The organism is Bacteroides sp. CAG:633 (assembly GCF_000435115.1).
Lineage (GTDB): Bacteria > Bacteroidota > Bacteroidia > Bacteroidales > Bacteroidaceae > Bacteroides > Bacteroides ndongoniae.
Genome location: NZ_FR883057.1, coordinates 32,847 through 56,417, shown reverse-complemented (window position 1 = coordinate 56,417; position 23,571 = coordinate 32,847). Strand labels below are relative to the sequence as shown.

Genomic DNA, 23,571 nt, shown 5'->3' with positions numbered 1-23,571 from the left:
TTCACCGCATGGTTATAACTTCTCGGCACTGACCGCCTTTTCGGGTAACGATGCCGAGGCTTCGAAGTCCATCCTCGAAAGTTTTGCTACCGAGACCGGGCTGAATAGAGAACGCTTGAAGAAAGGCCTTGATGACGGTAATCTGAAAGAGGTTTCGGCCGTAGCGCATAAGATGATACCGCTGTTCACCCTGATTGGTGCGACGGAACTGGTCGTACGTTTGCGCGAGTTGGAGGCAGCCCGCGATGTACCTTTCACCGACCACCTGAAACAATGCACGGGAGAGGTACTCGCCAAGGTCGATGAGGTGTTGGAGCAGTTGAAGAAAGAATTCTGACGTCTTCCGGAAATTCTGTTGCAGGCTGACAGATTGGAAACGGGGCTATATAATTTTCATTTCTTTGGCTATTCTGCAGGCTTCGATGGAGTTCCTCACTTGCAGTTTGTTTAATATCTCCTGCCGGTGCCGGTTCACGGTGTTGATGCTTATGTACAGTTCGTCGGCGATGTCTTTGCTTGTTCTTCCCTGGCTGATCAGCTGAAGGACTTGCCTTTCGCGTCGGGAGAGGATATTGAGGTCGTTGTCGTCTTTCAGCTCGATTGTCTGTCCGCTGACGGCGTTGGCTACGATTCCTTTTGCCGATATGTCAAACAGAAGAGGGTTGTACAGACATAATGCCAGCCATAAGTTGTTGCTGGTAGGAGACATAGCGATGTAGAACAGTCTGTGCAGTACCCAGATATAGTTTCCGGCGAGATTTTTCATACGCAACTTGTTCATCAGAAAGAAGGACGATTGCTTGTCCTTGGGTTGTTTCCTTACGAAATGGAAAAAGCGGAGTTCTTGCAGGTATTTGCTGTTCAGGTCGTCCGGATGGATAAGCTGGAGGATTTTTTCTTCCCAGATGGAGTAGATCCGTTCGACTTTGCTGTCTTCTTTAAGGCCGAGGGTTTCCGCAAACTTGCCATAGTAAATGTAGCTAGTGTCTGTATGCATGTCGCTCAGTACGGCAATGGCCTGTTCGGTACAGGCGTAGCTTCGGGCAATGTCTTTGAAGTAGTTCAGTTCGTCGGGACACACTGGCATGCCGTCGGACGCTGGTTTGAGTAGTTCGTTGTTCAGCTGATGGATGATTTCCATGGCAAAATGGTTATTAATAGTCATTGTACAGTTGGATGCGAGACTGTATTTTTGCAAAAATAATCAATTTGTACAAAGACCGATCAGAAAAGTGCCGGAAAAGCTACAATCGGCCTTTGGCAATAGTTTTAAAACAAGTTCAAGATGAAAAAACGGGTATTATCAATTTTATTTGTTGCAATGTCTTTACAGTCGGCTATGGCACAGTCTTTGGAAAAAATGCAGTGGTTCAACGAACCGGAAGAATGGGAAATAGAGGGGCGTACATTGTCCATGTTTGTGACGCCTCAGAGTGACTATTGGCGTATTTCGCACTACGGATTTACAGTGGACGATGCGCCTTTCTACTACGCCACGTATGGAGGCGAGTTCGAAGCCAAGGTGAAGGTGACGGGAGACTATAAAGCGCGTTTTGACCAGGCAGGCCTCATGCTGCGCATCGATCACGAGAACTATATCAAGGCCGGTATTGAGTTTGTGGACGGAAAATTCAATTTGAGTACGGTAGTCACTCACAAAACTTCCGACTGGAGCGTCATTGCTCTGGATCAAAAAGTGGATTGTGTCTGGATAAAGGCCGTTAGACGACTTGATGCTGTCGAAGTGTTTTATTCTTTCGACGACAAGGAATATATACTGATGCGCAATGCCTGGATGCAGGATAATATCCCCATGCAGGTCGGACTGATGGGAGCCAGTCCCGATGGCGAGGGGTTCAAGGCTACCTTCGAGCACTTCAAGGTGAAACACTTGCCCGACCAGCGCAGACTGGAGTGGCTTAAGAAAAATGCCGAGTAAGTTTGCCTGTTTTTCCGATTAGGCTGCAGACACTACGATACGTGTATTTGCAGCCTTTCTACCACACTTGTGTCGCTCGTGTGGGACACTTGCACGGCTCGCGAGCAACACTTGTACGGCTCACGAGCAACACTTGCGAGCAACACTTGTACGGCTCGCGAGCCGTGCAAGTGTTGTATATCGGGGTTGCTGGGCTGTTGTAGGGAGTACTGTAAAAGGCTTTAATACAGAGTCTTGTATTTTGTATTGTTTTTGTTCCGGAGAGAACAATGTTTCTTTTATGCCGTACGCATGTTTGGAAGGTGTTCCGGTAGAGGCGTATGGGCATACTTTTTTCTTTCACAAGCGTTTCTATGGCGGTTGCTATGTTTCACGTTTCACCGTAAACGGCTATTTACCAGTTGGTTGCTGTGAAAGGTGAAATACTTTTCTGCCTCAGAGCAACAAATGTCGAAATTAATTGTTTACTTTGTGAATGTTTGTGAGGGAGGGATGTGGCTTGTGTAGTTTGGCATAGGTATGATTCGCCGTCCTTTACAGAAAAACACTTCGTATCTTGTGTATGGAAAAGAAAAAGAAATGGTTGAAATGGGTGGCCTGGATATTGCTCACGCCGGTCCTGCTGTTCGTTCTGCTGATGATATTGCTTTATGTGCCTCCGGTTCAGAATTTTCTGCGGAAGCAGATAACGTCTATTGCATCCGAATCAACGGGTATGGACATCTCCGTGGAGCGTATCGACCTGCGTTTTCCACTGAATCTGCTGGTACGTGGAGTGCAGGTGATACAGCCTGCTGACGTTTCGGCGGGAGTGATGAAGCCTGATACGTTGCTTACCCTGGAAAGTCTGAATGTGCATGTGCAGGCCTGGCCTTTGCTACGTGGGCAGGTCGAGGTGGACGACATTACGCTGAATCAGGCTACAGTCAATACTTCCAATCTGGTAGACGGAATGCTTGTCAAGGGGGTACTTGGAAACTTTTCGCTTAAAAGTCACGGTATCAACCTGATGAACGAAACTGTCGTACTGAACGATGTGGAACTGGCCGATACTCACTTGCAGGTGATGCTGGCCGACACAACCGAGGCTGTGCCCGATACGACTTCGACGCCTGTCAATTGGAAGGTGAAACTGAACACCATGCGGTTGAAAAACATATCGGTCGGCCTCGACATGCCGCTCGACTCGATGCAGCTGGCTGCCCGTCTTGAAGAAGTGGGATTGGAAGATGCCACTGTCGACTTGGGACGTCAGCTTTATGGCTGGCGCCGCTTTCAGCTTGCTGGAGCCACACTTACGTATGATTCCGGTTCGGCTCAGCCAGCCGAAGGTTTCGACGCATCGCACATAGCCTTGCGCGACATACGGATAGGAGTTGACTCGGTGTTGTATCATGGCAGAGATATGAGTGCTGTGATACGCGAATTTTCGATGAACGAGCGTTCCGGACTGAGTGTTACGTCGTTGACCGGACGCTTGCTGTCTGATTCGACTGTGATACGGGTGCCTTCCCTGCAACTGCAGACGCCCAACAGCGAAATGAACCTGACGGCGCAAACCTATTGGGAGTTGGTCGATATACCCACTACCGGACGCTTGTCGGCCCGCTTCAATGCCTTTATCGGTAAACAGGATGTATTGCTCTTTGCCGGTGGCCTGCCCGACAGTTTCAAGGAATCTTATCCCTTCCGCCCGTTGGTGATTCATGCCGGTACAGAAGGTAACCTGAAACAGATGCAGATTTCACGCTTTACGGCCGATCTGCCGGGAGCCTTCTCGCTGAGCGGCGGGGGCGAATTGTGGAACCTGACTGATAGCCTGACACGCACAGGAACGCTGGACTTCGAGATGCAGACGCACGACCTGAACTTTCTGGCCGACTTGGCCGGAACAGCTTCCGACGGTTCTTTTATCATCCCTGACAGTATGAACTTGGGAGCACGTCTCGATCTGGAAGGCTCACGCTATACAGCCCAGCTGAAACTGAACGAAGGACACGGGCTTCTCGATCTGAATGCTTTTTATGATACGTCTGCCGAGACTTACGAAGCTGATTTGGTGATAGACTCTCTGCAACTGCATCACTTCCTGCCGAAAGACTCCCTTTATCTGCTATCAGCTAAAGTACGTGCCAAGGGGCAGGGAACCGACTTTACTTCATATCGGACAAAGGCTACCGTACAGGCATCACTGGATAGACTGCAGTATGGCCCTTGGAACGTGTCGGGTGTACATCTGGATGCCGGGCTGAAGTCTCAGCTTGCTACGGTCAGCCTGACCAGTGACAATGCTTTGTTGCAGATGCAGGCCGATGCCGATATGCGCCTCGACCGTCGCTATTTGGACGGTAAACTGAAAATGGATGTGGCTCAACTCGATTTGCATAAATTGGGCATCGCCCCCCAGCCTCTGAAGCGTCCTTTTGCCTTTGCGGTAGGAGCGGAGGCCCGTCGAGACTCCATCAAACTGAATATGAATGCGGGCGATTTGAAGCTGAATTTCCGTGCCGAGAATACGCTGAAACATTTGCTTGATCAGTCCGATCGCTTCATGAAAGAGCTGACAGCCCAGATAGACAACCGTAAGCTGGATCATGCTGCCCTGCGCGAGTTGCTTCCATCGGCAGGCATGTATCTGACGGCAGGAAAGGAAAATCCTGTCAGCTATTATCTGGCAACGAAAAACATTTCTTACAATGATTTCAGTTTAGGCTTTGGGTTTACTCCCGAAATAGGTATCAACGGACGAACAGCGCTACACGGACTGCACGTCGACTCGTTGCAGCTCGATACGCTGTTCTTTGCCATCGCACAAGACACGACCCGCATGAAGCTGCAAGGAGGTGTCGTCAATGCTCCCGGCAACCCTCAGTTTGTATTCCGCAGCACGCTGACGGGCGAGATACGCAGCGAGGATGCCGAACTGACCGCTGACTTTGTGGATGGTGAAGGCCGTACAGGACTGTTGTTCGGCATTAATGCCCGTCCGCTGACAGAGGGAAATGGCAAAGGCAATGGAGTATTATTCCGCCTTACTCCGTCGGAACCTGTCATTGCTTTCCGTAAGTTTCATTTTGCCGATGAGGCCAACTGGCTGTATCTGCACAAGGACATGCGTCTGTACGCCAATGTGGATATGGATAGCGACGATGGTATGTGTTTCCGTATGCAGTCGGCCAGGGACGATACAGTGTCGTTGCAGAACATGAATATCGAACTCGATCGTTTCCGGCTGAGCGAGCTGACTGCTATCATGCCTTATATGCCTCGCATAACAGGACTGTTCTCGGCTGAGGCACACTATGTACAGACTGCAACTTCCCTGCAACTGTCGGCCGAGGCAAACATCAAGCAACTGACGTACGAGAAACAGCCGGTAGGCGATGTGGGATTGGGTGCTACCTGGCTGCCCGGTGAAACGGGGCAACACTACCTCAACTCTTATCTGATGGTGGACGATGAGGAAGTAATGACTGCCGACGGAACCCTTACTCAGAAAGGCGAGAAGGAATCGCTGGACGTAATGGCTACGTTGGAACGTTTCCCTCTGCAAATAGCCAATGCTTTTGTGCCCGACCGTATGGTACAGCTTAGCGGACATGTGGGCGGCGGATTGCATCTGGAAGGCTCGTTGGATACACCTGTGCTTAATGGTGACATTTCTTTGGATAGTGTGTCGGTATATGCCCGTCAGGCGGGAGCAAAGTTCTGGTTTGACAACCGCCCGATACGTTTCGAAAACAATCGGTTGTTGTTCAATCAGTTTGCCATTTATACGACCAGCCGCAATCCTTTCACGATAGACGGTAATGTTGATTTCCGCGATATGAACCGGCCTACTGCTGACTTGAATCTGCGGGCAAAGAATTATACATTGCTCGATGCTCCGCGCACCCGCGAAAGTCTGGTGTACGGCAAGGTATGTGTCGACCTGATGGCCACCGTACGCGGTCCGCTGGATGCGTTGGTGATGCGAGGCAATATGAATCTGTTGAGCAACACCGATGTGACATACGTCATGACCGATTCGCCGCTGACGGTACAGGACCGTCTGGAGGGTCTGGTAACCTTTACCTCGTTTTCCGACACGACCACTGTCCGGCAGGCCGAGGTACCGACGTTGTCGCTGGGCGGAATGGATATGGTTGTATCGGTTCACATAGACAACTCTGTGCAGTTGCGGGCCGACCTCAATCCCGACCGCAGTAATTACGTAGTGCTGGAAGGCGGCGGCGACCTTACGCTGCAATATACCCCGATGGGTGATATGAATCTGAACGGGCGCTATACGCTGTCGGGAGGAAGACTGAAGTATTCGCTTCCTGTCATTCCGTTGGAAGAATTCCAGCTGACAAATGGCAGTTATGTGGAGTGGAGAGGCGATCTGATGAATCCTATCCTGAACCTGAAGGCAACAGAGCGTAAACGTGCTTCGGTGGCCAGCGATGATAACGGCGGGTCGAGGATGGTCAGCTTCGATGTTTCCATCTCTATCAAGAACCGCTTGGAAGCACCCGATCTGGTGTTCGACATTACGGCTCCTGAAGATGCAACGGTCGAGAACGAACTGCAGGCTATGGGAGCCGAGGAGCGTAGTACGCAGGCCATTGCCATGCTTGCTACGGGTGTCTACATGAAGAACGGCGGCAAAGGAGGCGGCCTGAATATGGGTGCCGCGCTGAACAGTGTGCTGCAGAGCCAGATCAATGCTCTTGCCGGTTCGGCGTTCGAGAAGATGGATGCCAGCTTCAGCGTAGGCATTGAGGACCGGACGGCAGCCGAAACTGGCGAGAAACAGACCGATGTAAGTTTCCGCTATTCGCAACGCTTCTTCAACGACCGCGTACAAATTGTGATTGGCGGCAAGGTATCGACCGGAGCCAATGCCACCAATGATGTAGAATCGTTCATTGACAACATCTCGCTGGAGTATCGGTTGGATGCTTCAGGTACCCGTTATGTGCGTGTGTTCCACAACAAGAACTACGAGAGTATTCTGGACGGTGAAATTACAGAAACAGGTGTCGGTCTTGTACTTCGCCGGAAAATGGACCGCTTGGGCGAGCTTTTCATCTTCAAGCGTAATAAGAAGAAGGACGAAAAACTGGTAGAAGAGTGACAAGAAGAATGAGGAGAAAAGATATGAAACGACTGATATTATATATAATAGGTGTGGCTTTTCTGTCGGCATGTTCTACAACGAAACATCTGCCCGAAGGAGAAATACTCTATACGGGACAGAAGCCGATGATCGTGGAAAACCGCAGCACTACGCCGGTAGGCGAGACGGCTATGGAAGAGATTGAAGCTGCCCTTGCCACTGCTCCGAACAATTCCTTTTTCGGCAGTTCGACCGTGCGCATTCCGTTTCCTTTTGGCCTGTGGGTATACAATGGGTTTGTGAAGTACGAGAAAGGCATCGGCCGCTGGATATTCAATAAGTTTGCAGCCAAGCCGGTATTGCTTTCCTCAGTCAATCCCGATATCCGTCAGAAAGCGGCGAGCAATCTGTTGCGCGATTATGGTTATTTCAATGGTACGGTGAGTTATCAGACTTTTATCGACCCGAAGGATTCGCTGAAGGCCAAGTTGCAGTATACGGTCGACATGCGCAATCCTTATGTGATTGATACGGTGACCTATCACGGTTTCAGTGAACGTACGCTGCGCATCATGGAGGCGAGCCGTCGCCGGTCGCTCATCAGTCCGGGCGAGCAGTTTAATGTACTCGATCTGGATGGTGAACGTACTCGCATCAGTGATTTGCTTCGCAACGTAGGATGTTATTATTTCCGTCCCGATTATCTGGTATACCAGGCCGATACTACGCTGATGCCCGGTGGGCATGTGGCTATGCGTATGGTACCGGTTGCTGGCATGTCGAAACAGGCAGAACGGCCTTTCTATGTGGGGCGGAAATCATTTTTCCTGATGGGAAGACAAGGAGAAATGCCCAATGATAGTGTGGAGTACAAAGGTCTGAAGATTTATTATCATGACAAGTTAAAACTTCGTCCCAATATGGTGTACCGATGGACGAACTATCAGGGTTATCGCATGAAGCGTCAGGTGCAGGACAGTACCGGTATCACACGTCGTCGCTCTTTCGAAGGACTGTATAGCGCTTACCGTCAGAGCCGTGTGCAAAGTCGTTTGTCCAACGTTGGCATTTTCCGTTATGCCGATATTCAATATGTGCCTCGCGATACGGCACTTGTTTCCGATACGCTCGATGTTAAGATTGTGGCTATGCTCGACAAGCCTTACGATGCTGAGTTCGACTTCAATGTAAAGATGAAAAGTAACAACCAGACTGGTCCGGGAGCATCGTTTACGTTGACGAAGAACAATGTGTTTGGTGGTGGCGAGACGTGGAATGTGAAGTTGAGCGGGTCTTACGAATGGCAGACGGGTAAAGACCGTTCTTCGCTGATGAACAGTTACGAAATGGGCCTATCCACGTCGTTGATGTTTCCGCGTGTTGTTTTTCCCCGGATGGGCGATCGTGAGTATGACTTTCCGGCTACGACAACTTTCCGTCTGTATGTTGATCAGCTGAATCGTGCCAAGTACTATAAATTGCTGGCTTTTGGCGGAAACGCTACGTATGATTTTCAACCCAAGCCTACCAGCAAGCATAGCTTTACACCTTTCCGGCTAACCTTTAATGTGCTGCGTAATCCTACAGAGGCGTTTCAGAATCTGCAGGCAGAAAATCCGGCTCTGTATGTCAGCTTGCGCGACCAGTTTGTTCCGGCCATAGAGTATACTTATACATACGACAACGCTTCATTGCGTTCGGTACGTAACCCCATCTGGTGGCAGACAACCGTAGCATCGGCAGGTAACCTGACTTCTGCGATTTACCGAATGTTTGGTGAACCTTTCAGTAAAAGGGATAAAACGCTGTTGGGGGTACCTTTTGCCCAATTCCTGAAGTTGAATACGGAGTTTCGTTATCATTTCCGGATAGACAGAAATCAGATGATTGCTTCACGTATAGCTGCCGGTGCCATTTGGTCGTATGGCAATGCTATTACGGCACCTTATACCGAACAGTTCTATATCGGTGGTGCCAACAGTGTACGTGCTTTTACGGCGCGTAATATCGGTCCTGGTGGCTATCCGCCCGATGAAGACAATAAGTACTCGTTCATCAATCATGTGGGTGATATCCGTTTCGAAGCCAATGTGGAGTATCGTTTCCGTATTATCAGTGATTTACACGGAGCTTTGTTCCTCGATGCGGGTAACGTGTGGCTGATGCGTAAGGACGATTCCCGACCCGGTGGTGAACTGACTCTGAAAGATTTTGCCAACCAGATAGCTTTGGGCACGGGAGTCGGTTTGCGTTACGATTTGGATTTTCTTGTTTTCCGTGTCGACTGTGGTGTCGGACTTCATAATCCTTACGACACTGGCAAGTCGGGTTATTATAATATTCCGAAGTTCCGCGATAGCTTGGCTGTACATTTTGCCATTGGTTATCCGTTCTGATAGTTTGTTACAATAAGTAGGTCTGTTTGTGGGGTGTAGGTTATTTTGGTTGTATTCCGGCAATTTTATTGGATTATTCCAGCAAAATTCTTTAACTTTGTCGCATTATCTATGCAAAACGATATACTAACCTATTTTTAATATAACTGATATGAAACCAACTTTATTTTTGCTGGCTGCTGGTATGGGTAGCCGTTACGGAGGCTTGAAACAATTGGACGGACTGGGTCCGAATGGTGAAACCATTATGGATTATTCTATCTACGATGCAATCAAGGCCGGATTTGGCAAGCTTGTTTTTGTTATCCGTAAGGATTTTGAACAAGATTTCCGTGATAAGATTCTGTCTAAATACGAAAATCATATTCCGTGTGAATTGGTATTCCAGTCATTGGACGCACTGCCCGAAGGTTTTACTTGCCCTGAAGGCCGTACGAAACCGTGGGGTACAAACCATGCAGTAATGATGGGCGCCGACGTTATTAAGGAACCTTTTGCTGTAATCAACTGCGACGACTTCTACGGACGTGATTCTTTCCAAGTAATGGGTAAATTCCTTGCTAACTTGCCGGAAGGTTCCAAGAATGTATATTCAATGGTTGGTTTCCGTGTAGGTAACACACTGAGCGAAAGTGGAACTGTATCACGTGGTATTTGTACTACAGACGACAAGCATCTGTTGACTTCTGTAGTAGAACGTACTAAGATCCAACGCATTGACGGTGAAGTGAAGTATATTGATGACAACGGTGAATGGACAGCTACAGCCGACACAACTCCGGTCAGCATGAACTTCTGGGGCTTTACTCCCGATTACTTTGCTTATAGCGCAGAGTTCTTCAAGACTTTCCTGAGCGATCCGAAAAACATGGAAAATCTGAAGAGCGAGTTCTTTATTCCGTTGATGGTAGATAAACTGATCAACGAAGGCACTGCTACTGTAGAGGTATTGGATACTACCAGCAAATGGTTTGGCGTTACCTATCCGGAAGATCGTCAAAGCGTAGTTGACAAGATCAAGGCATTAGTTGATGCCGGTGAATATCCAGCTAAGTTGTTCTGATCATATAGTTAGACAAAATGATATAAAAGCGTGAACCTGTAGAGGCTTCACGCTTTTTTTGTTGTCCTTTTGCTTGCTAATATCAGAAAATCTTGCGAATATTGCAGTAATTTATACTTGAAAAACGCCAAATTTCCATACAGAATGCAGCATGCTGCTGAAGTTCCATATATGATGTATAGCGCAGCTTTAGCTGATATTAAAATGAAGTTGAGATTGATATGAAAAAGCAGATGAAAGTTTTCTCTTTATTAGGTTGGATGCTACTTTGTTGTTTTGGTTTATATGCGCAAAACATTAAAATGACTAGAATTCCCTCTGTTCCTCAATTGCCGGTGAGTGCTTTACATCGTATTTTTCAAGATAGTGAAGGATATATGTGGTATGGTACTGTTGATGGATTATGCAGGGATGATGGTTATCAGATAAAGGTTTTCCGTTCGGACTTTGAGACTCCTAATTTATTGAATGATAATACAGTGCAATGCATCGCTGAGGCAGATGATGGTAGGATTTGGTTTGGAACCGATCATGGTGCTTATATTTTGGATAAGAAAGGATACAGTATCGTACCTTTGGATACAACGCATCTTTCGTCTTCTTTCATTATGTCAATTTGGAATTCGGATGGATTTATGTGGGTATCAAAAACAGGGATGCTTTTAAAGTATGATATGAAAGGTACTTTTGTAAAATCTTATCCGATAACCAATGATGATGGTTTTCCATCTCATGTCAACGGATTCTGTAAGACACGTCAGAAAGATATTTGGGTGACAATCTCGAATAATGGAGTTGCCAGATATGATAAAACAAACGATACTTTTGTCATTTTTAAGCGTTCGTATTTATCGTATACAGTAACTTCGATTATTCAGGACGTAAAGAACGACTTCTTTTGGTTGGGAACGTGGGCGCATGGGGTGGTGAAATTTGATCCTTGGGCTTCGGAGGAGGAAATGTATAAAAGCTCTCCCTTACCGGTTAACTCTCAGGGACAGCAGGAAACAAGAGTGCTGTATCTCGCTCAAGATGAGGAAAATGGTGATCTTTGGTTTACGACCATGTCCGATCTGATTTCAATGAGGTATAATAAGCAGACAGGAACTTTAGAACAGATGCATCCCCAAAATATGTTGTCTCCATTCAATAAAATGTTGAATGACATTATACGTGATAAAAATGGGAATATTTGGGTGGCAGCTTTTGATATGCCTAGTTTTATTATCAGTTTTGTGAATAAACAGCCGATTGAATATTCGCTTGATGCACTGCGCAACAGGGTTGGATTTAATCCGGCAATCATGGCTGTCTGCGATGCTGGTGAAAATTACGTGTGGCTATCGCAGGAAAGAACAGGATTGTGTCTTTATAACTTAAAGAGTAATGATGTATCTTTATTTGTCGATTATCCGGATATTGCCCGGGTTCCGCTTTGGGCAGTGAAACAGATGGCTCCTTCACAACGGAAAGGAAATGTATGGGTAATACAGGAAAACTCTTCCATGTTATTCGAACTTTCTCATTCTGGTCAATCGATGAGGCTTGATAAGAAAATATCATTGCCAAGCGATTCTTATTCGTATTTCACGAAAGTATACGAGGATAATAACAATTTGTTGTGGATAGGAACGGACAAAGGTTTAATAGGTTATTCGCTGTCGGAAGATACGATACGCTACAGCTTTCCCCAACTAGGGTATGTCTCTGCTATTTTATCGGATAAGAAAGGGGGAATATGGGTAAGTACATTGAAAGATGGAGTATATAAGATAAAGGAAGACAAAGTATTGAAATGTTGGAATGAGGTAAAGTCGGTTTCGTGTATGGATCTCTCTGGGGATGGAAACCTATGGATTGGTACCACTGAGGGAAGCGTACTGTTGTACGACGGTGTAGCAGATACTTGCGAGGACTATACAATTGTATGCGGGCTAAACGGAGATGCGGTCAATCAGATTGTTGCTGATGTTTATGGCCATTTGTGGGTGTCAACTAATCAACGGTTGATAGAATATAACCCTCGGAATAATGCGCAAGATTCGTATTTAACCAGAGATAAATCATTCTTGCTTGACCGGTTTATTCCTACTACGATGTGCAGGATGCTGGACGGTAAACTGGCATTTGGCGGTATTCCGGGATTGTGTCTGTTTACTCCCTCTGATAAATTGGACAAAGTGGGAGAAAATGTGAAAACTGTTATTACCGATGTAGTTGTCAAAGACCGTTCATTGTTGTTTCAGGAACCGGGAACCCGACTCGAAAAAGGGATTACTTTGACAAGAAATAGCAATAACATCAAATTTAATTTCTCTTCTTTGGATATTCTGAATGCTAAAAAAATAAGATATGCATATCGGATGGCAGGTCTGGAAAAAGAATGGAGCTATACGGGTATTGGAGAAAATGCAGTTTCTTATAAGCATCTGCCCAAAGGTGATTATATTTTTGAGGTAAAAGCCACGGATAAGTATGGCGTATGGAGCCAGAATGTGACTTCTGTCCGTGTAACTTGTCTTCCTGCTTTTTATGAGACGTGGTGGGCTAAAATGTTTTATGTCCTGTTTGGATTATCGCTGATTTTGCTTTGGGCAAGATACGATATAAAGCGGCGTAACTCGAAGAATGAGGAACTGTATGCCGATAGTGTCGAATTGGCGAAGATGCGCGATTATTTGAGAATGCCGGGAAATGACAAAGTCAAAGCTGAGATAGAAATTTCGGATATGGAGGTTGTGCAGCTTGATGAATTATTACTTCAGAAAATTCTGAAAGCTGTAGAAGATAATATTTCAGAACCAGATTTTGATGTGTCGATACTTGCAGAGAAGGTTGGTATGTCCAGATCCTCTTTGACAAGAAAATTGAAATCCATTACCGGACTTACTCCGCTTGAATATATCAAGAAGGTTAAAATGAAGCATGCCAAGATTCTGTTGGAAGACCGTAATAAAAACGTGTCTGATGTTTCCTTGTTCTTAGGCTATTTTAACCGGAAACATTTTACAAAATGCTTTAAGGATGAATTCGGAATGACTCCAAGCGAATACCAGAAAAGTATCTTTGATAGGGTAGAATCCGTTCAAAATAGCGGTGGAAATGAGTAAAACCACCCTCTGAAGCAATAGAGTCCTGTTATTGATTCAAAAAAACAGATTACTTACTTTTTGCATTGTTTCCTTTGCATCCAGAGAATTGGCAGGAAAGAATCGGTTAGCGTTATTGATATTTCTGCAAAGAAATACGAGGCTTATGCCCTGTAGCGTTATCAGATTTGTTTCTGTTTGGATTCTTTTTTTGGAAACCTAAATAAAGTAAGTTAATCTATGAATCGTAACTATTTTTTAGTAGCTGCCTTTCTGGCTGCAACTTCTCTTACGGCACAAACCGTTGAAAAGACCGCTACAGGAGTCAAGTTCTCGACAGCACAGCCTGTGCTTAATGGAGAAGTCGTTTTTTATTCTCCTTCTATTGTACGTGTGGTCAAGTATCCTTCGGCCGAAATGCCGGAAAAGAAAAGTTATCCTGTGATAATGACTCCGCAGGAAGTGAATATCTCTTTCGAACAGAAAGGGGAAGATATGGTGATGAAGACGGCCAATATGGAGGTGGCTCTTGATACGAAAACCGGTCAGGTAGAGTATCGTAACCTGAAAGGAGAGACTCTTCTGGCAGAAAAGCCTTTTGGTACCAACTTCCTGCCGCGTAAGGATGTCAATAAAGACTCGTATACGATAAGTCAGTCGTTTTTGCTGCAGCCCGATGAGGTTATCTATGGACTGGGGCAGCGTCAGACTGGGGCAATGAATCATCGTAACCAGCAGATTGAGTTGCGTAACGTCAATACCAACATCTGCATTCCTTATTTCACTTCTCACAAAGGTTACGGAGTATATTGGGATAATCCGGGTATCTCACAATTCAACGATACACCTTATGAAACTTCGTTTTCATCGCAGGTAGGACTGATTTCCGATTATTATTTCCTTTATGAGGACGGAACGATGGATGGAGTGATATCTTCGTTGCGCGATTTGACCGGAAAGGCTACCATGTTTCCGCTTTGGACAATGGGTTATTGGCAATGTCGCGAGCGCTATAAAAGTCCGGATGAGCTTTGTGGCGTTCTCGATAAATATCGTGAGCTCAAAGTTCCTCTCGACGGTATTGTGCAGGACTGGCAGTACTGGGGATGTGACTCGAACTGGAATGCCATGAAGTTCATGAATCCCAATTATATAAATAAGATTGGTGATGAAAAATGGATGAAGTATATGCCGAATGGCGAACAGCCTAAAAAATTGGCAAAAGAACCTCGCATCAAAAGCCCGCAGGAAATGGTAGATTATGTGCACAAGCAGAATGCTCATCTGATGATTTCTATTTGGGCCAGTTTCGGACCATGGACCGACCAATATAAGGAATTGAAAGAGATGAACGCTTTGATTCCTTTTGATACGTGGCCGGCTAATTCTGGTACAGCTCCTTACGATCCGTTTAATGAAAAGGCACGTGATCTCTATTGGAAGTATCTTACACCGATGTATAACATGGGAATGGATGCCTGGTGGACGGATTCGACTGAACCGGATCATTTTAATGTGAAAGAAAGCGATTTCGATATGATGACGGCCGATGGTTCGTTCCGTTCAGTCCATAATGCTTTTCCGTTGGTGACAAATAAGGGTATTTACGAACATCAGCGTGAAGTATCCGATGACAAACGTCTGTTCCTGATGACTCGTTCCTCTTACTTGGGACAACATCATTACGGTTCGTTCAGTTGGAGCGGTGACGTTGTGTCGAGCTGGCATACGATGCGTCAGCAGATTCCGGCCGGTCTGAATTATATGCTTTGTGGTATTCCTTTCTGGACTACTGACCTTGCAGGATTCTTCGGTTGGGAGTATAATAACGATTGGAACAATGTAGCTTATCAGGAATTGCATGTACGCTGGTTCCAGTGGGGATGTTTCCAGCCCATGATGCGTAACCATTGTTCTTCTCCTATGTTGAACGAGATATGGTTGTTTGGCAAAGAAGGCGACTGGGCGTACGATGCTCAGAAACGTATCATCGAACTCCGTTACCGTCTGTTACCTTATATATATAGTACGGCAGGTGAGTCTGTTCACAAAGACGGCGTGATGATGCGTCCGCTGGTGATGGATTTCGCTTCGGACCGCAAGGCTATTCTGCTTGACGATGAATATCTGTTCGGACGTAATATTCTGGCTTGTCCTGTTACCGAGCCTCTTTATACTAAGAAAGTCGAGAACAACAAGGGTGTGACTACTGTTCCCGATGTGGCTAAGGCCAGCAAACCTTTCGAAGTCTATTTGCCTAAGGGTACGAAATGGATTGATTTCTGGACCAATGAGGTATTGGAAGGAGGACGTGATGTGAAGCGTGAATGCCCCATTTCTATCATGCCAGTTTACATCAAGGCCGGAAGTATCATGCCTTTAGGCCCTGCAGTGCAGTATGCCGAAGAAAAGAAGTGGGACAATCTGGATATCTGCGTCTATCCGGGTGCCGACGGTGAGTTTACACTTTACGAAGACGAGTTCGACAACTACAACTATGAGAAAGGCATGTATTCTACTATCAAGTTTGTCTGGAATGATGCAGAACGTACACTTACGATTTCTGACCGTCAGGGCGAATATCCCGGTATGCTGAAAAAACGCAATTTCAACATCACTATTATGGAGCCTGGCAAACCGTCAGCCGAGAAAGTCATTAAAGCGGCCGACAAGAAAGTACGCTATACAGGCAAGCAGGTGGTTGTGAATTTATAAATCGGAAAGAGAGTTAACTGTTTAAATCAAATAATTTTATGAGGAATAATGAACATTACAAAAGCGCGTTGCTTTTGTGCAAAAGATGGTTATACCTGTTTTTTGCATTATTTGTAGGGATTGACCTTTGTGCCCAAAACATAAATGTTAAGGGTAAGGTGGTCGATGAAAATAGTTTGGCTATTATCGGAGCAAATATCGTTTCGAAAGAAACCAAGAAAGGAACGATATCGGATATTGATGGTAATTTTGAGTTGTCTGTTCCTGTAGGTGATAAACTGGTCATTTCTTTTATTGGTTATGAGACAAAAGAGATAGCTGTGAAATCTGCGATGACAGATCTGACAATCGTTCTTAAGGAGAATCTGTCTATGCTGGACGAGGTTGTTGTGACAGGTTTTGGTTTGGCACAGAAAAAGGCTACCGTTACGGGTGCAATTTCTTCAGTAGGTTCGGAAGAAATTGCCCACTCTAAAAGTGTGACGGCTACAGGAGCCCTTGTCGGTAAGTTGCCGGGTATTAACTTCCGTCAGGATAATGGTCGGCCAGGTGCTGCACCTAATATCCAGATTCGTAATATGGGTACTCCGATGGTGATCATCGACGGTGTGCAGAAAGATGTTGCCACGCTGAATCAACTGAATTTTAACGATATCGAATCGGTGTCTGTTCTTAAGGATGCTACAGCAGCCATTTATGGTATGCAGGCTGCAAACGGAGTTGTTGTGGTTACCACGAAAAAGGGGGCCAAGAATCAGAAACTCACAGTTAATCTGAACGGTTACTATGGCTGGCAGTTGCCCTCCAATTATCCGAAACCGGCGTCTGCACAGGATTATCTGGCTGCCATCATCCAGACTGAGACAATCAATGGTACACCCCGTACAGTGACAAAAGAAGAGTATGACAAGTGGGTGAATCAGGTAGACCCTGAACACACTTCTTTTGACTGGTACAAATACATTTGGGTGAAAGCACCTCAGGCCTATATCAATGCCAATATATCGGGTGGTACCGAAAAGGCAAGATATTATGTCAGTGTAGGTCACATCAGTCAGGAAGGTACGATACGTGGTTTCAACGGATTTGACCGTACGAATATACAGTCGAATATCGATTTTGATATTAACGATAAGTTAAGAGTCGGTATGTCTATCAACGGACGTTTAGAGACTACTGATAATCCCGGTTTGCCTGGCGACGACTACAACCTGCCTATTAATGCGGCTTATAATAACTTGCCTACATTGAAGCCTTATGCCAACGATAATCCCAATTATCCGGCCATTTCGGCACCGTGGGCACAAGACAGCTTCGGTTGGATGAACTATCAGCATGCCGGAAAAATGACTGACCAATGGGCAGTAATGCAGGTGAATGGAACAATTGAATATGAAATTATCAAAGGATTGAAAGCCAGAGGATTGTTCAGCTATTCATTAGCCAACAGAAGACTGGAAAACAGAGAATATTCTTATAAATTCTATGAATATGATGAAGAGAATGATTCTTATAATGTAGTAGAAGCTGGAACTGGGCGTTACATTGAGCGTAATATGACGATGAATCATGAAATGACTTCCAATATTCAGTTGTCCTACGAGAACACTTTCGATCAGCATCACATCAATGCTGTGCTTGGTTTCGAAGCCAAAAAAGCCAGGTATCCTTATATGTATATGTTGGGTAATCCGGAGGCCAACGGTATTCCTTTCCTTGATTTGACAAGTTTGTCCAACATTACTGATGGTATCGGTAATCCTCAAACCAGAATGGGATACATCGGAAGGTTGAATTATGACTATGCCAATAAGTATATAATAGAACTTTCCGGCAGATATGACGGATCGTATCGCTACAAAGAAGGAAAACGTTGGGGATTCTTCCCTTCCGGTTCTGTCGGTTACCGTATTTCGGAAGAAAACTTCTGGAAAGAGAATGATTTCCTGTCGAATTATATCGACAACTTCAAGATTCGTGCTTCGTATGGTGTACTGGGTGAGGAATTAGGTACAGCCTTGAGCCATATTGTAGGTTATAATTATAACAGTGGTGGTGCAGTTCTGGATGGAGCGCTGGTTACAGGAAGTCAGGTTACAGGATTGGCTACCGACAATATTTCTTGGGGACGTTCGAAGATTTTGAATATCGGTTTTGATTTGGGATTGATGAACAACAGACTGAATGCTTCTATCGATGTATTCCGCAGAGACCAGACCGGTTTGTTGGCGAGTCGATATGATGTGAAGATTCCAGATGAAGTTGGATTTACTCTTCCACAGGAGAATTTGAATTCTAATTACGCTAAGGGTATTGATGCCTCTGTCAACTGGAGAGACCGTGTGAATGATTTGAATTACTTCTTCAGTGGAAATATTTCTTATTCAAGATGGTATGTGGGCGACAGATACAAACCCCGTTTCTCAAGCCAATGGGATATGTACAGATATCAGGCAGGAAACATTACCGGACGATATACCGATGTGGCCTTTTCGCTTGTTTCGGACGGACAGTTCCAAAGCTGGGAGGAAATTGCCAACCATCCGGTCGATCAGGATCATCAGGGTAACAAGACACTGAAACCCGGTGATGCGAAATACAAGGATATGAATGGCGATGGTTTGATCAATGATGCCGACTGGCGTCCTATCGGTTATCGTCAGGGTGGTACTCCGTGGGTAAACTTTGCTTTCAATTTAGGCTTTGACTGGAAAGGCATCGATTTCCGTGCAGAGTTTGTGGGCGCAACAGCTTATACTTACGAACAGCAGGGTTTCTTGCGCTACTTCGACCAGAATAAGAACATTTCACAATATTTGTGGGATCATTCTACAAGACTGGCCGATATATGGGATCCTAACAGCGAATATATCATCGGTGATTATCCTATCGCTTTGCGAACACGTAACAGCAGTGATTGTACGCAATGGCCCAGCGACTTCTGGTATACCAATGTTACTTATCTGAAAATGCGTAATATCGAACTTGGCTATACCCTTCCTAAGCAGTGGACCTCTAAGGTTGGTATTTCTAAATTCAGAGTTTATGTAGCCGGACAGAATTTGCTTTCGTTCGATAACATTAATTTTGATATTGATCCTGAAATTACAGCAACCAACGGTATGGCTTATCCTAATATGAAAGTTGTGAATGTAGGCTTTTCTATGGACTTTTAATTTATTGCGAATATGAAATTTAGATCATTAAAATACGCATCCATGTGCTTGCTTTTAGCAGGTATGTGCAGTTGTTCAGAATCTTTTTTGAATCAGGAACCCGAAAATGTTATTCCTGAAAGTGAAATTTATAACGACCCTCAGCTGGTTCTGTCGGTTTTGTCCAATCTTTACGGCAAGGTGAATTGGGGACAGAATAATGGTGATTATGGAAGTTACAATCAGTTGGATGAGGCCAATACCTGTTATGGCAGTCCGTGGATTATCTTTACCGAGTATGACCGCAATTCCTGGCGGGTACGCGATTATGGTTTTGTAAGATCTGTCAATCTGTTCCTTCAGGGTATTAGAGGCAGTCAGAACATTCCAGAGAGCGATAAGATGTCTTTCGAGGCCGAAGCCCGTTTCCTTAGAGCATGGTATTACTTCTGCTCCGCCCGTTCGTTGGGTGGCATGCCGATAGTAGAGGACAATGTGTATACGTATGACCCGAATGTGCCTATCGAAACGTACCAGTTGCCACGGTCTACCGAAAGCGGAATCTACGACTACATTATCGACGAATGTACTCAGATTGCGTCTTATCTGTCTGACGAGCCTACTGTGAATGCTGCCCGTGCCAACAAATGGGCTGCTTTGATGCTGAAAGCACGTGCTGCTGTCTATGCGGCTTCCATTGCTAATTATGGAAACTCGAAAACTCCCGATCTGAAGACCGATGGAGGTGAAGTCGGAATTCCTGCTGACAAAGCGAAGGGTTATTACGAGCTGGCTTTGACTACGGCCCAACAGATTATAAATGAAAGTCCTTACAAACTGCAAATCTCCGATCCGAACAATTTGGGTCTGAGCTTCTATCAGGCAATCTGCCAGAAGTCCGATAACAAAGAAGTTATTTGGGCACTCGACCGTTCGGTGGAAGATAAGGTTACTACCAACTTTACTTCGTGGTGTATGCCTTTCTCAATGAAAGACGGTGTTCAGGGCAATGCTTTGGGAGCTTTGCTGAACCTAGTTGAGGCTTTCGAAAACAGAGACGGAAGTGATCCGGAGATCAAGACTACTGATGAAAGTGGCAATTATGTATTTTACGACTCGGCCGATCAGCCTTTCCTGAATAAGGATGCACGTCTTTGGGGAACAGTGATCTATCCTTCGGCCACATATCGGGATGAGCCGGTAGTTCTGCAGGCCGGACTTTTGATGAATGAAGGCGGAACTTGGAGTAAGAAAATCAGCAATCTGGGCGAAACGTTGGAGGACGGAACTCTCATCACAGCTTTAGATGGTCCTATGGCTACGGCTGGTGAAAAGTTCAATAAAACAGGTTTCCTGGTCAGAAAGTTCCTTGACGAAACACAGAATGCCGGTTCCGAAACACGGAACAGCGACATGTGGTTCCCCCGTTTCCGTTTTGCTGAAGCATTGCTGATTGCTGCCGAGGCTTCATTCGAACTGGGTAATAAGTCTGATGCTGCTAAATATATCAATGAGGTACGTAAGAGAGGTGGCATTAAGGAATTGACAGCAGAAACGATTACTTTCGACCATATAGTCAATGAATATCGTGTAGAATTTGCATTCGAGGACCATCGTTGGTGGGACCTGAAGCGTTGGAGACTTGCTCATGAAGTATGGGACAATGAGATCGGTGGAAAAACTTCTCAGATGTATGCTCTATTCCCCTATCGGGTTTATGCTCCGGGTGACGAGAACGACGGTAAGTGGGTTTTTGAGAAAGTGGATTCTTATATGGCTCCTAACCCACGTAACTTTACTATGAAGTGTTATTACGGGTCGATAGACGATGGTTGGATCAGTAATAATCCGAAACTGGTGAAGAATCCTTATCAATAATAGTAGACTAATATAAATGCAAGATCGTATGAAACTGAAATATTTGTTTGCAATGCTACTGACCTTGAGTATGTTCAGTTGCGAGATAGATAATTTTGATGCACCTTCGAATCAGTTCAATGGCCGATTTACCTATAATGGCGAATCTTTGCAGCTGAGAGGAACCGGAGGCGATGGAGACAATATACTGTATGCCATTCAGAAAGGTAGTGAATATGAAAATTCCGGAACGATTCCTTTGTATGTCAATTCGGATGGTGAATTTAATTCACTGATGTACGACGGACATTATCAGATTGTCTTGAGACAGGATAGAGGTCCCTGGGTTCCTATGAAAGATACCATTGAAGTGGATATTCAGGGAGCACAGACACTGGACATCGAGGTTACACCTTATTATATGTTGCGGAATTCCAGCATCTCCTTTAACAATAATGTGATAACCGTCAGTACGGAAGTCGATCAGATTGTAGAAGATGCGGAAATAGACAAATTGACTTTGTTTGTCTCTTCTACGATGTTTGTGGACAATGTGGCCAAGATTGCAGAATATTCTTGTTCTGACGCACAAGTGGGTACCAATGAGTTCAGTTATGATATTAGCGACAACGCCGAGACGAATAATGCCAAATTCCTGTATGCGCGGGTAGGCCTGAAAGCGAAAGCTTCCAATGATTATATCTTCTCGGAAGTGGTGCAGCTGAGATAATTCTTTTGTTAATGAAGGGTGTATCGGGAGCAATGACAAACTTTCTCCTGATACACCCTTTTCCTTTTTTATGTGTATGAAAATTGTAAATCGTTTATTGGCACTTTGTGCTGTTTGTATCATCGTGCTTACGGCCTGTTCCAATCAGGCGGAAAAAGACAAGTATGTGGGATATTTGTTTGCATACTTCGAAGGTAGCGGTACTCCCGAGCTTCAGGAGCAGTTGCGTTTTGCTGTCAGTACGGATGCGGTTCACTGGATGGCTTTAAATGATAATAAGCCGATTATTGCGTCGGATACCATATCCAAGAGTGGAGGCATCAGAGATCCTCATATCCTGAGAGGAGAAGACGGGAAAACTTACTACATCGTGGCAACGGACATGTTTACCGCAAAGAACGGTTGGGGAGAGAATCCTGGCATTGTCCTGATGAAGTCGGACAATCTTATTGATTGGTCTCATGCTTATATAGAGCTTGCAAATGATTATCCGGAGCATTTTGGAAACGCCCACTGGGTATGGGCGCCGCAGACTATATACGATCCTGTAGCCAAGAAGTATATGATCTATTTTACGCTTAACAGAAAAGAAGTCGGAGGGTTGGTCACTTACTATGCTTATGCCAACGAAGACTTTACCGGATTCGAGTCTGAACCGAAGGAGCTGTTTAGCGCAAAGTTCGGTTCCATCGACAACGATATCATTTACAAGGACGGTGTGTGGCACCTGTTTTATAAAGGAAATACCAAAGACGAAAGCGGTAAGGAAATAAAAAACGGTATCCAAAAGGCTACTTCGACTTGCCTGCAGGGGCCTTGGACAGAAGACTTCAAGTACTACGATGCTTATGCAGGCAAGACGCCTGTCGAGGGATCGAGTATATTTAAACTGAACGATTCGGAAACTTATATTTTGATGTACGATTTGTACACGTCGGGTAAGTACGAGTATCAGTCAAGTCATGATTTATGCGAATTTGACTCTATTCCTAAAGCTTTCGTGAAAGACTTTTTTCCGAGACATGGCAGCGTGATATCTGTTACTCAAAAGGAACTGGATGTGCTGCAGGCCAAGTGGGGAAAAAAGTAACGAAACAGTGATTTTCTCCGGTTGAATACTTTTTGATAGAAAAGGACAGCCGCATCAAAGCAGGCGGCTGTACCTACTCGCTAACTAACGGCCTGAGTAATGGATGGCTAAGACTTAACGGCTGGTTACAGTTCCCAGTTATCCCTTGTTAGTGCAATAACTGGTGCACTCACAGTGCAGTAGTCAGTGCACTCACAGTGCAATAGTTAGTGCACTTGCAGTGCAGCAGGCAGTGCACTGGAATGGCACAGTATACGCATTATCTTTTCCTGATTTAGTTAGATGCTTTTTCGTGCGGATGTGAAGATACAGTATAAAATAAAAAGAGAGGCACATATTTTATGACCTCTCTTTATTTGTGTCGGAATGAGGCGACTCGAACGCCCGACCCCTACGTCCCGAACGTAGTGCGCTACCAACTGCGCTACATTCCGAT

11 protein-coding genes, 1 tRNA gene and 1 pseudogene are annotated in these 23,571 nt (G+C 45.4%); 11 read left to right on the top strand and 2 right to left on the bottom strand.

Translation table 11 applies throughout. The features are described from left to right. Window positions 1-337: pseudogene (locus QVP67_RS07095) on the top strand (hybrid sensor histidine kinase/response regulator); the annotation flags it as partial. Window positions 338-382: 45 nt separating this feature from the next. Here the strand turns inward: QVP67_RS07095 and QVP67_RS07090 are convergent. Beyond that, on the bottom strand, window positions 383-1,165 hold the full coding sequence (locus tag QVP67_RS07090; RefSeq protein ID WP_288179997.1) for a response regulator transcription factor: 783 nt from the start codon (window positions 1,163-1,165) through the stop codon (window positions 383-385). Between the two features lie 120 nt (window positions 1,166-1,285). On the opposite strand from QVP67_RS07090, the gene QVP67_RS07085 reads away from it, so the two are divergent. The 10 genes from QVP67_RS07085 to QVP67_RS07040 all read left to right on the top strand — a co-directional run bounded on the left by QVP67_RS07085 (window position 1,286) and on the right by QVP67_RS07040 (window position 23,135). Further along, window positions 1,286-1,939 carry a DUF1349 domain-containing protein gene (locus QVP67_RS07085; RefSeq protein WP_022162871.1) on the top strand — a complete coding sequence of 218 codons (654 nt, stop codon included), beginning with the start codon at window positions 1,286-1,288 and terminating at the stop codon, window positions 1,937-1,939. Between the two features lie 562 nt (window positions 1,940-2,501). Then, on the top strand, window positions 2,502-7,058 hold the full coding sequence (locus tag QVP67_RS07080) for a translocation/assembly module TamB domain-containing protein (RefSeq protein ID WP_288179996.1): 4,557 nt from the start codon (window positions 2,502-2,504) through the stop codon (window positions 7,056-7,058). Between the two features lie 23 nt (window positions 7,059-7,081). Next, window positions 7,082-9,436 (top strand): translocation and assembly module lipoprotein TamL, encoded by a 2,355-nt coding sequence (gene tamL / locus QVP67_RS07075; protein ID WP_288179995.1) that lies wholly within the window; start codon window positions 7,082-7,084, stop codon window positions 9,434-9,436. A 151-nt stretch (window positions 9,437-9,587) separates the two neighbouring features. Next, window positions 9,588-10,499, top strand: coding sequence for a nucleotidyltransferase (locus QVP67_RS07070; RefSeq protein ID WP_022162868.1), 912 nt, complete (start codon window positions 9,588-9,590; stop codon window positions 10,497-10,499). Between the two features lie 221 nt (window positions 10,500-10,720). Further along, window positions 10,721-13,609, top strand: coding sequence for a ligand-binding sensor domain-containing protein (locus QVP67_RS07065; protein WP_288179994.1), 2,889 nt, complete (start codon window positions 10,721-10,723; stop codon window positions 13,607-13,609). A gap of 219 nt (window positions 13,610-13,828) precedes the next feature. Further along, window positions 13,829-16,303 carry a glycoside hydrolase family 31 protein gene (locus QVP67_RS07060; RefSeq protein WP_022162866.1) on the top strand — a complete coding sequence of 825 codons (2,475 nt, stop codon included), beginning with the start codon at window positions 13,829-13,831 and terminating at the stop codon, window positions 16,301-16,303. 38 nt (window positions 16,304-16,341) lie between these two features. After that, window positions 16,342-19,479: a SusC/RagA family TonB-linked outer membrane protein gene (locus tag QVP67_RS07055; protein ID WP_022162865.1), complete on the top strand. Its 3,138-nt coding sequence runs from the start codon at window positions 16,342-16,344 to the stop codon at window positions 19,477-19,479. A gap of 87 nt (window positions 19,480-19,566) precedes the next feature. After that, entirely contained in the window at window positions 19,567-21,336 is a 1,770-nt protein-coding gene (locus QVP67_RS07050) for a RagB/SusD family nutrient uptake outer membrane protein (protein WP_288179993.1), read from the top strand. Window positions 21,337-21,364: 28 nt separating this feature from the next. Continuing rightward, window positions 21,365-22,045: a DUF3823 domain-containing protein gene (locus tag QVP67_RS07045; protein WP_022162863.1), complete on the top strand. Its 681-nt coding sequence runs from the start codon at window positions 21,365-21,367 to the stop codon at window positions 22,043-22,045. A 76-nt stretch (window positions 22,046-22,121) separates the two neighbouring features. Further along, window positions 22,122-23,135 carry a glycoside hydrolase family 43 protein gene (locus tag QVP67_RS07040; protein WP_022162862.1) on the top strand — a complete coding sequence of 338 codons (1,014 nt, stop codon included), beginning with the start codon at window positions 22,122-22,124 and terminating at the stop codon, window positions 23,133-23,135. A 361-nt stretch (window positions 23,136-23,496) separates the two neighbouring features. Here the strand turns inward: QVP67_RS07040 and QVP67_RS07035 are convergent. Beyond that, a tRNA-Pro gene (locus QVP67_RS07035) sits at window positions 23,497-23,569 on the bottom strand. Between the last annotated feature and the right edge of the window lie 2 nt (window positions 23,570-23,571).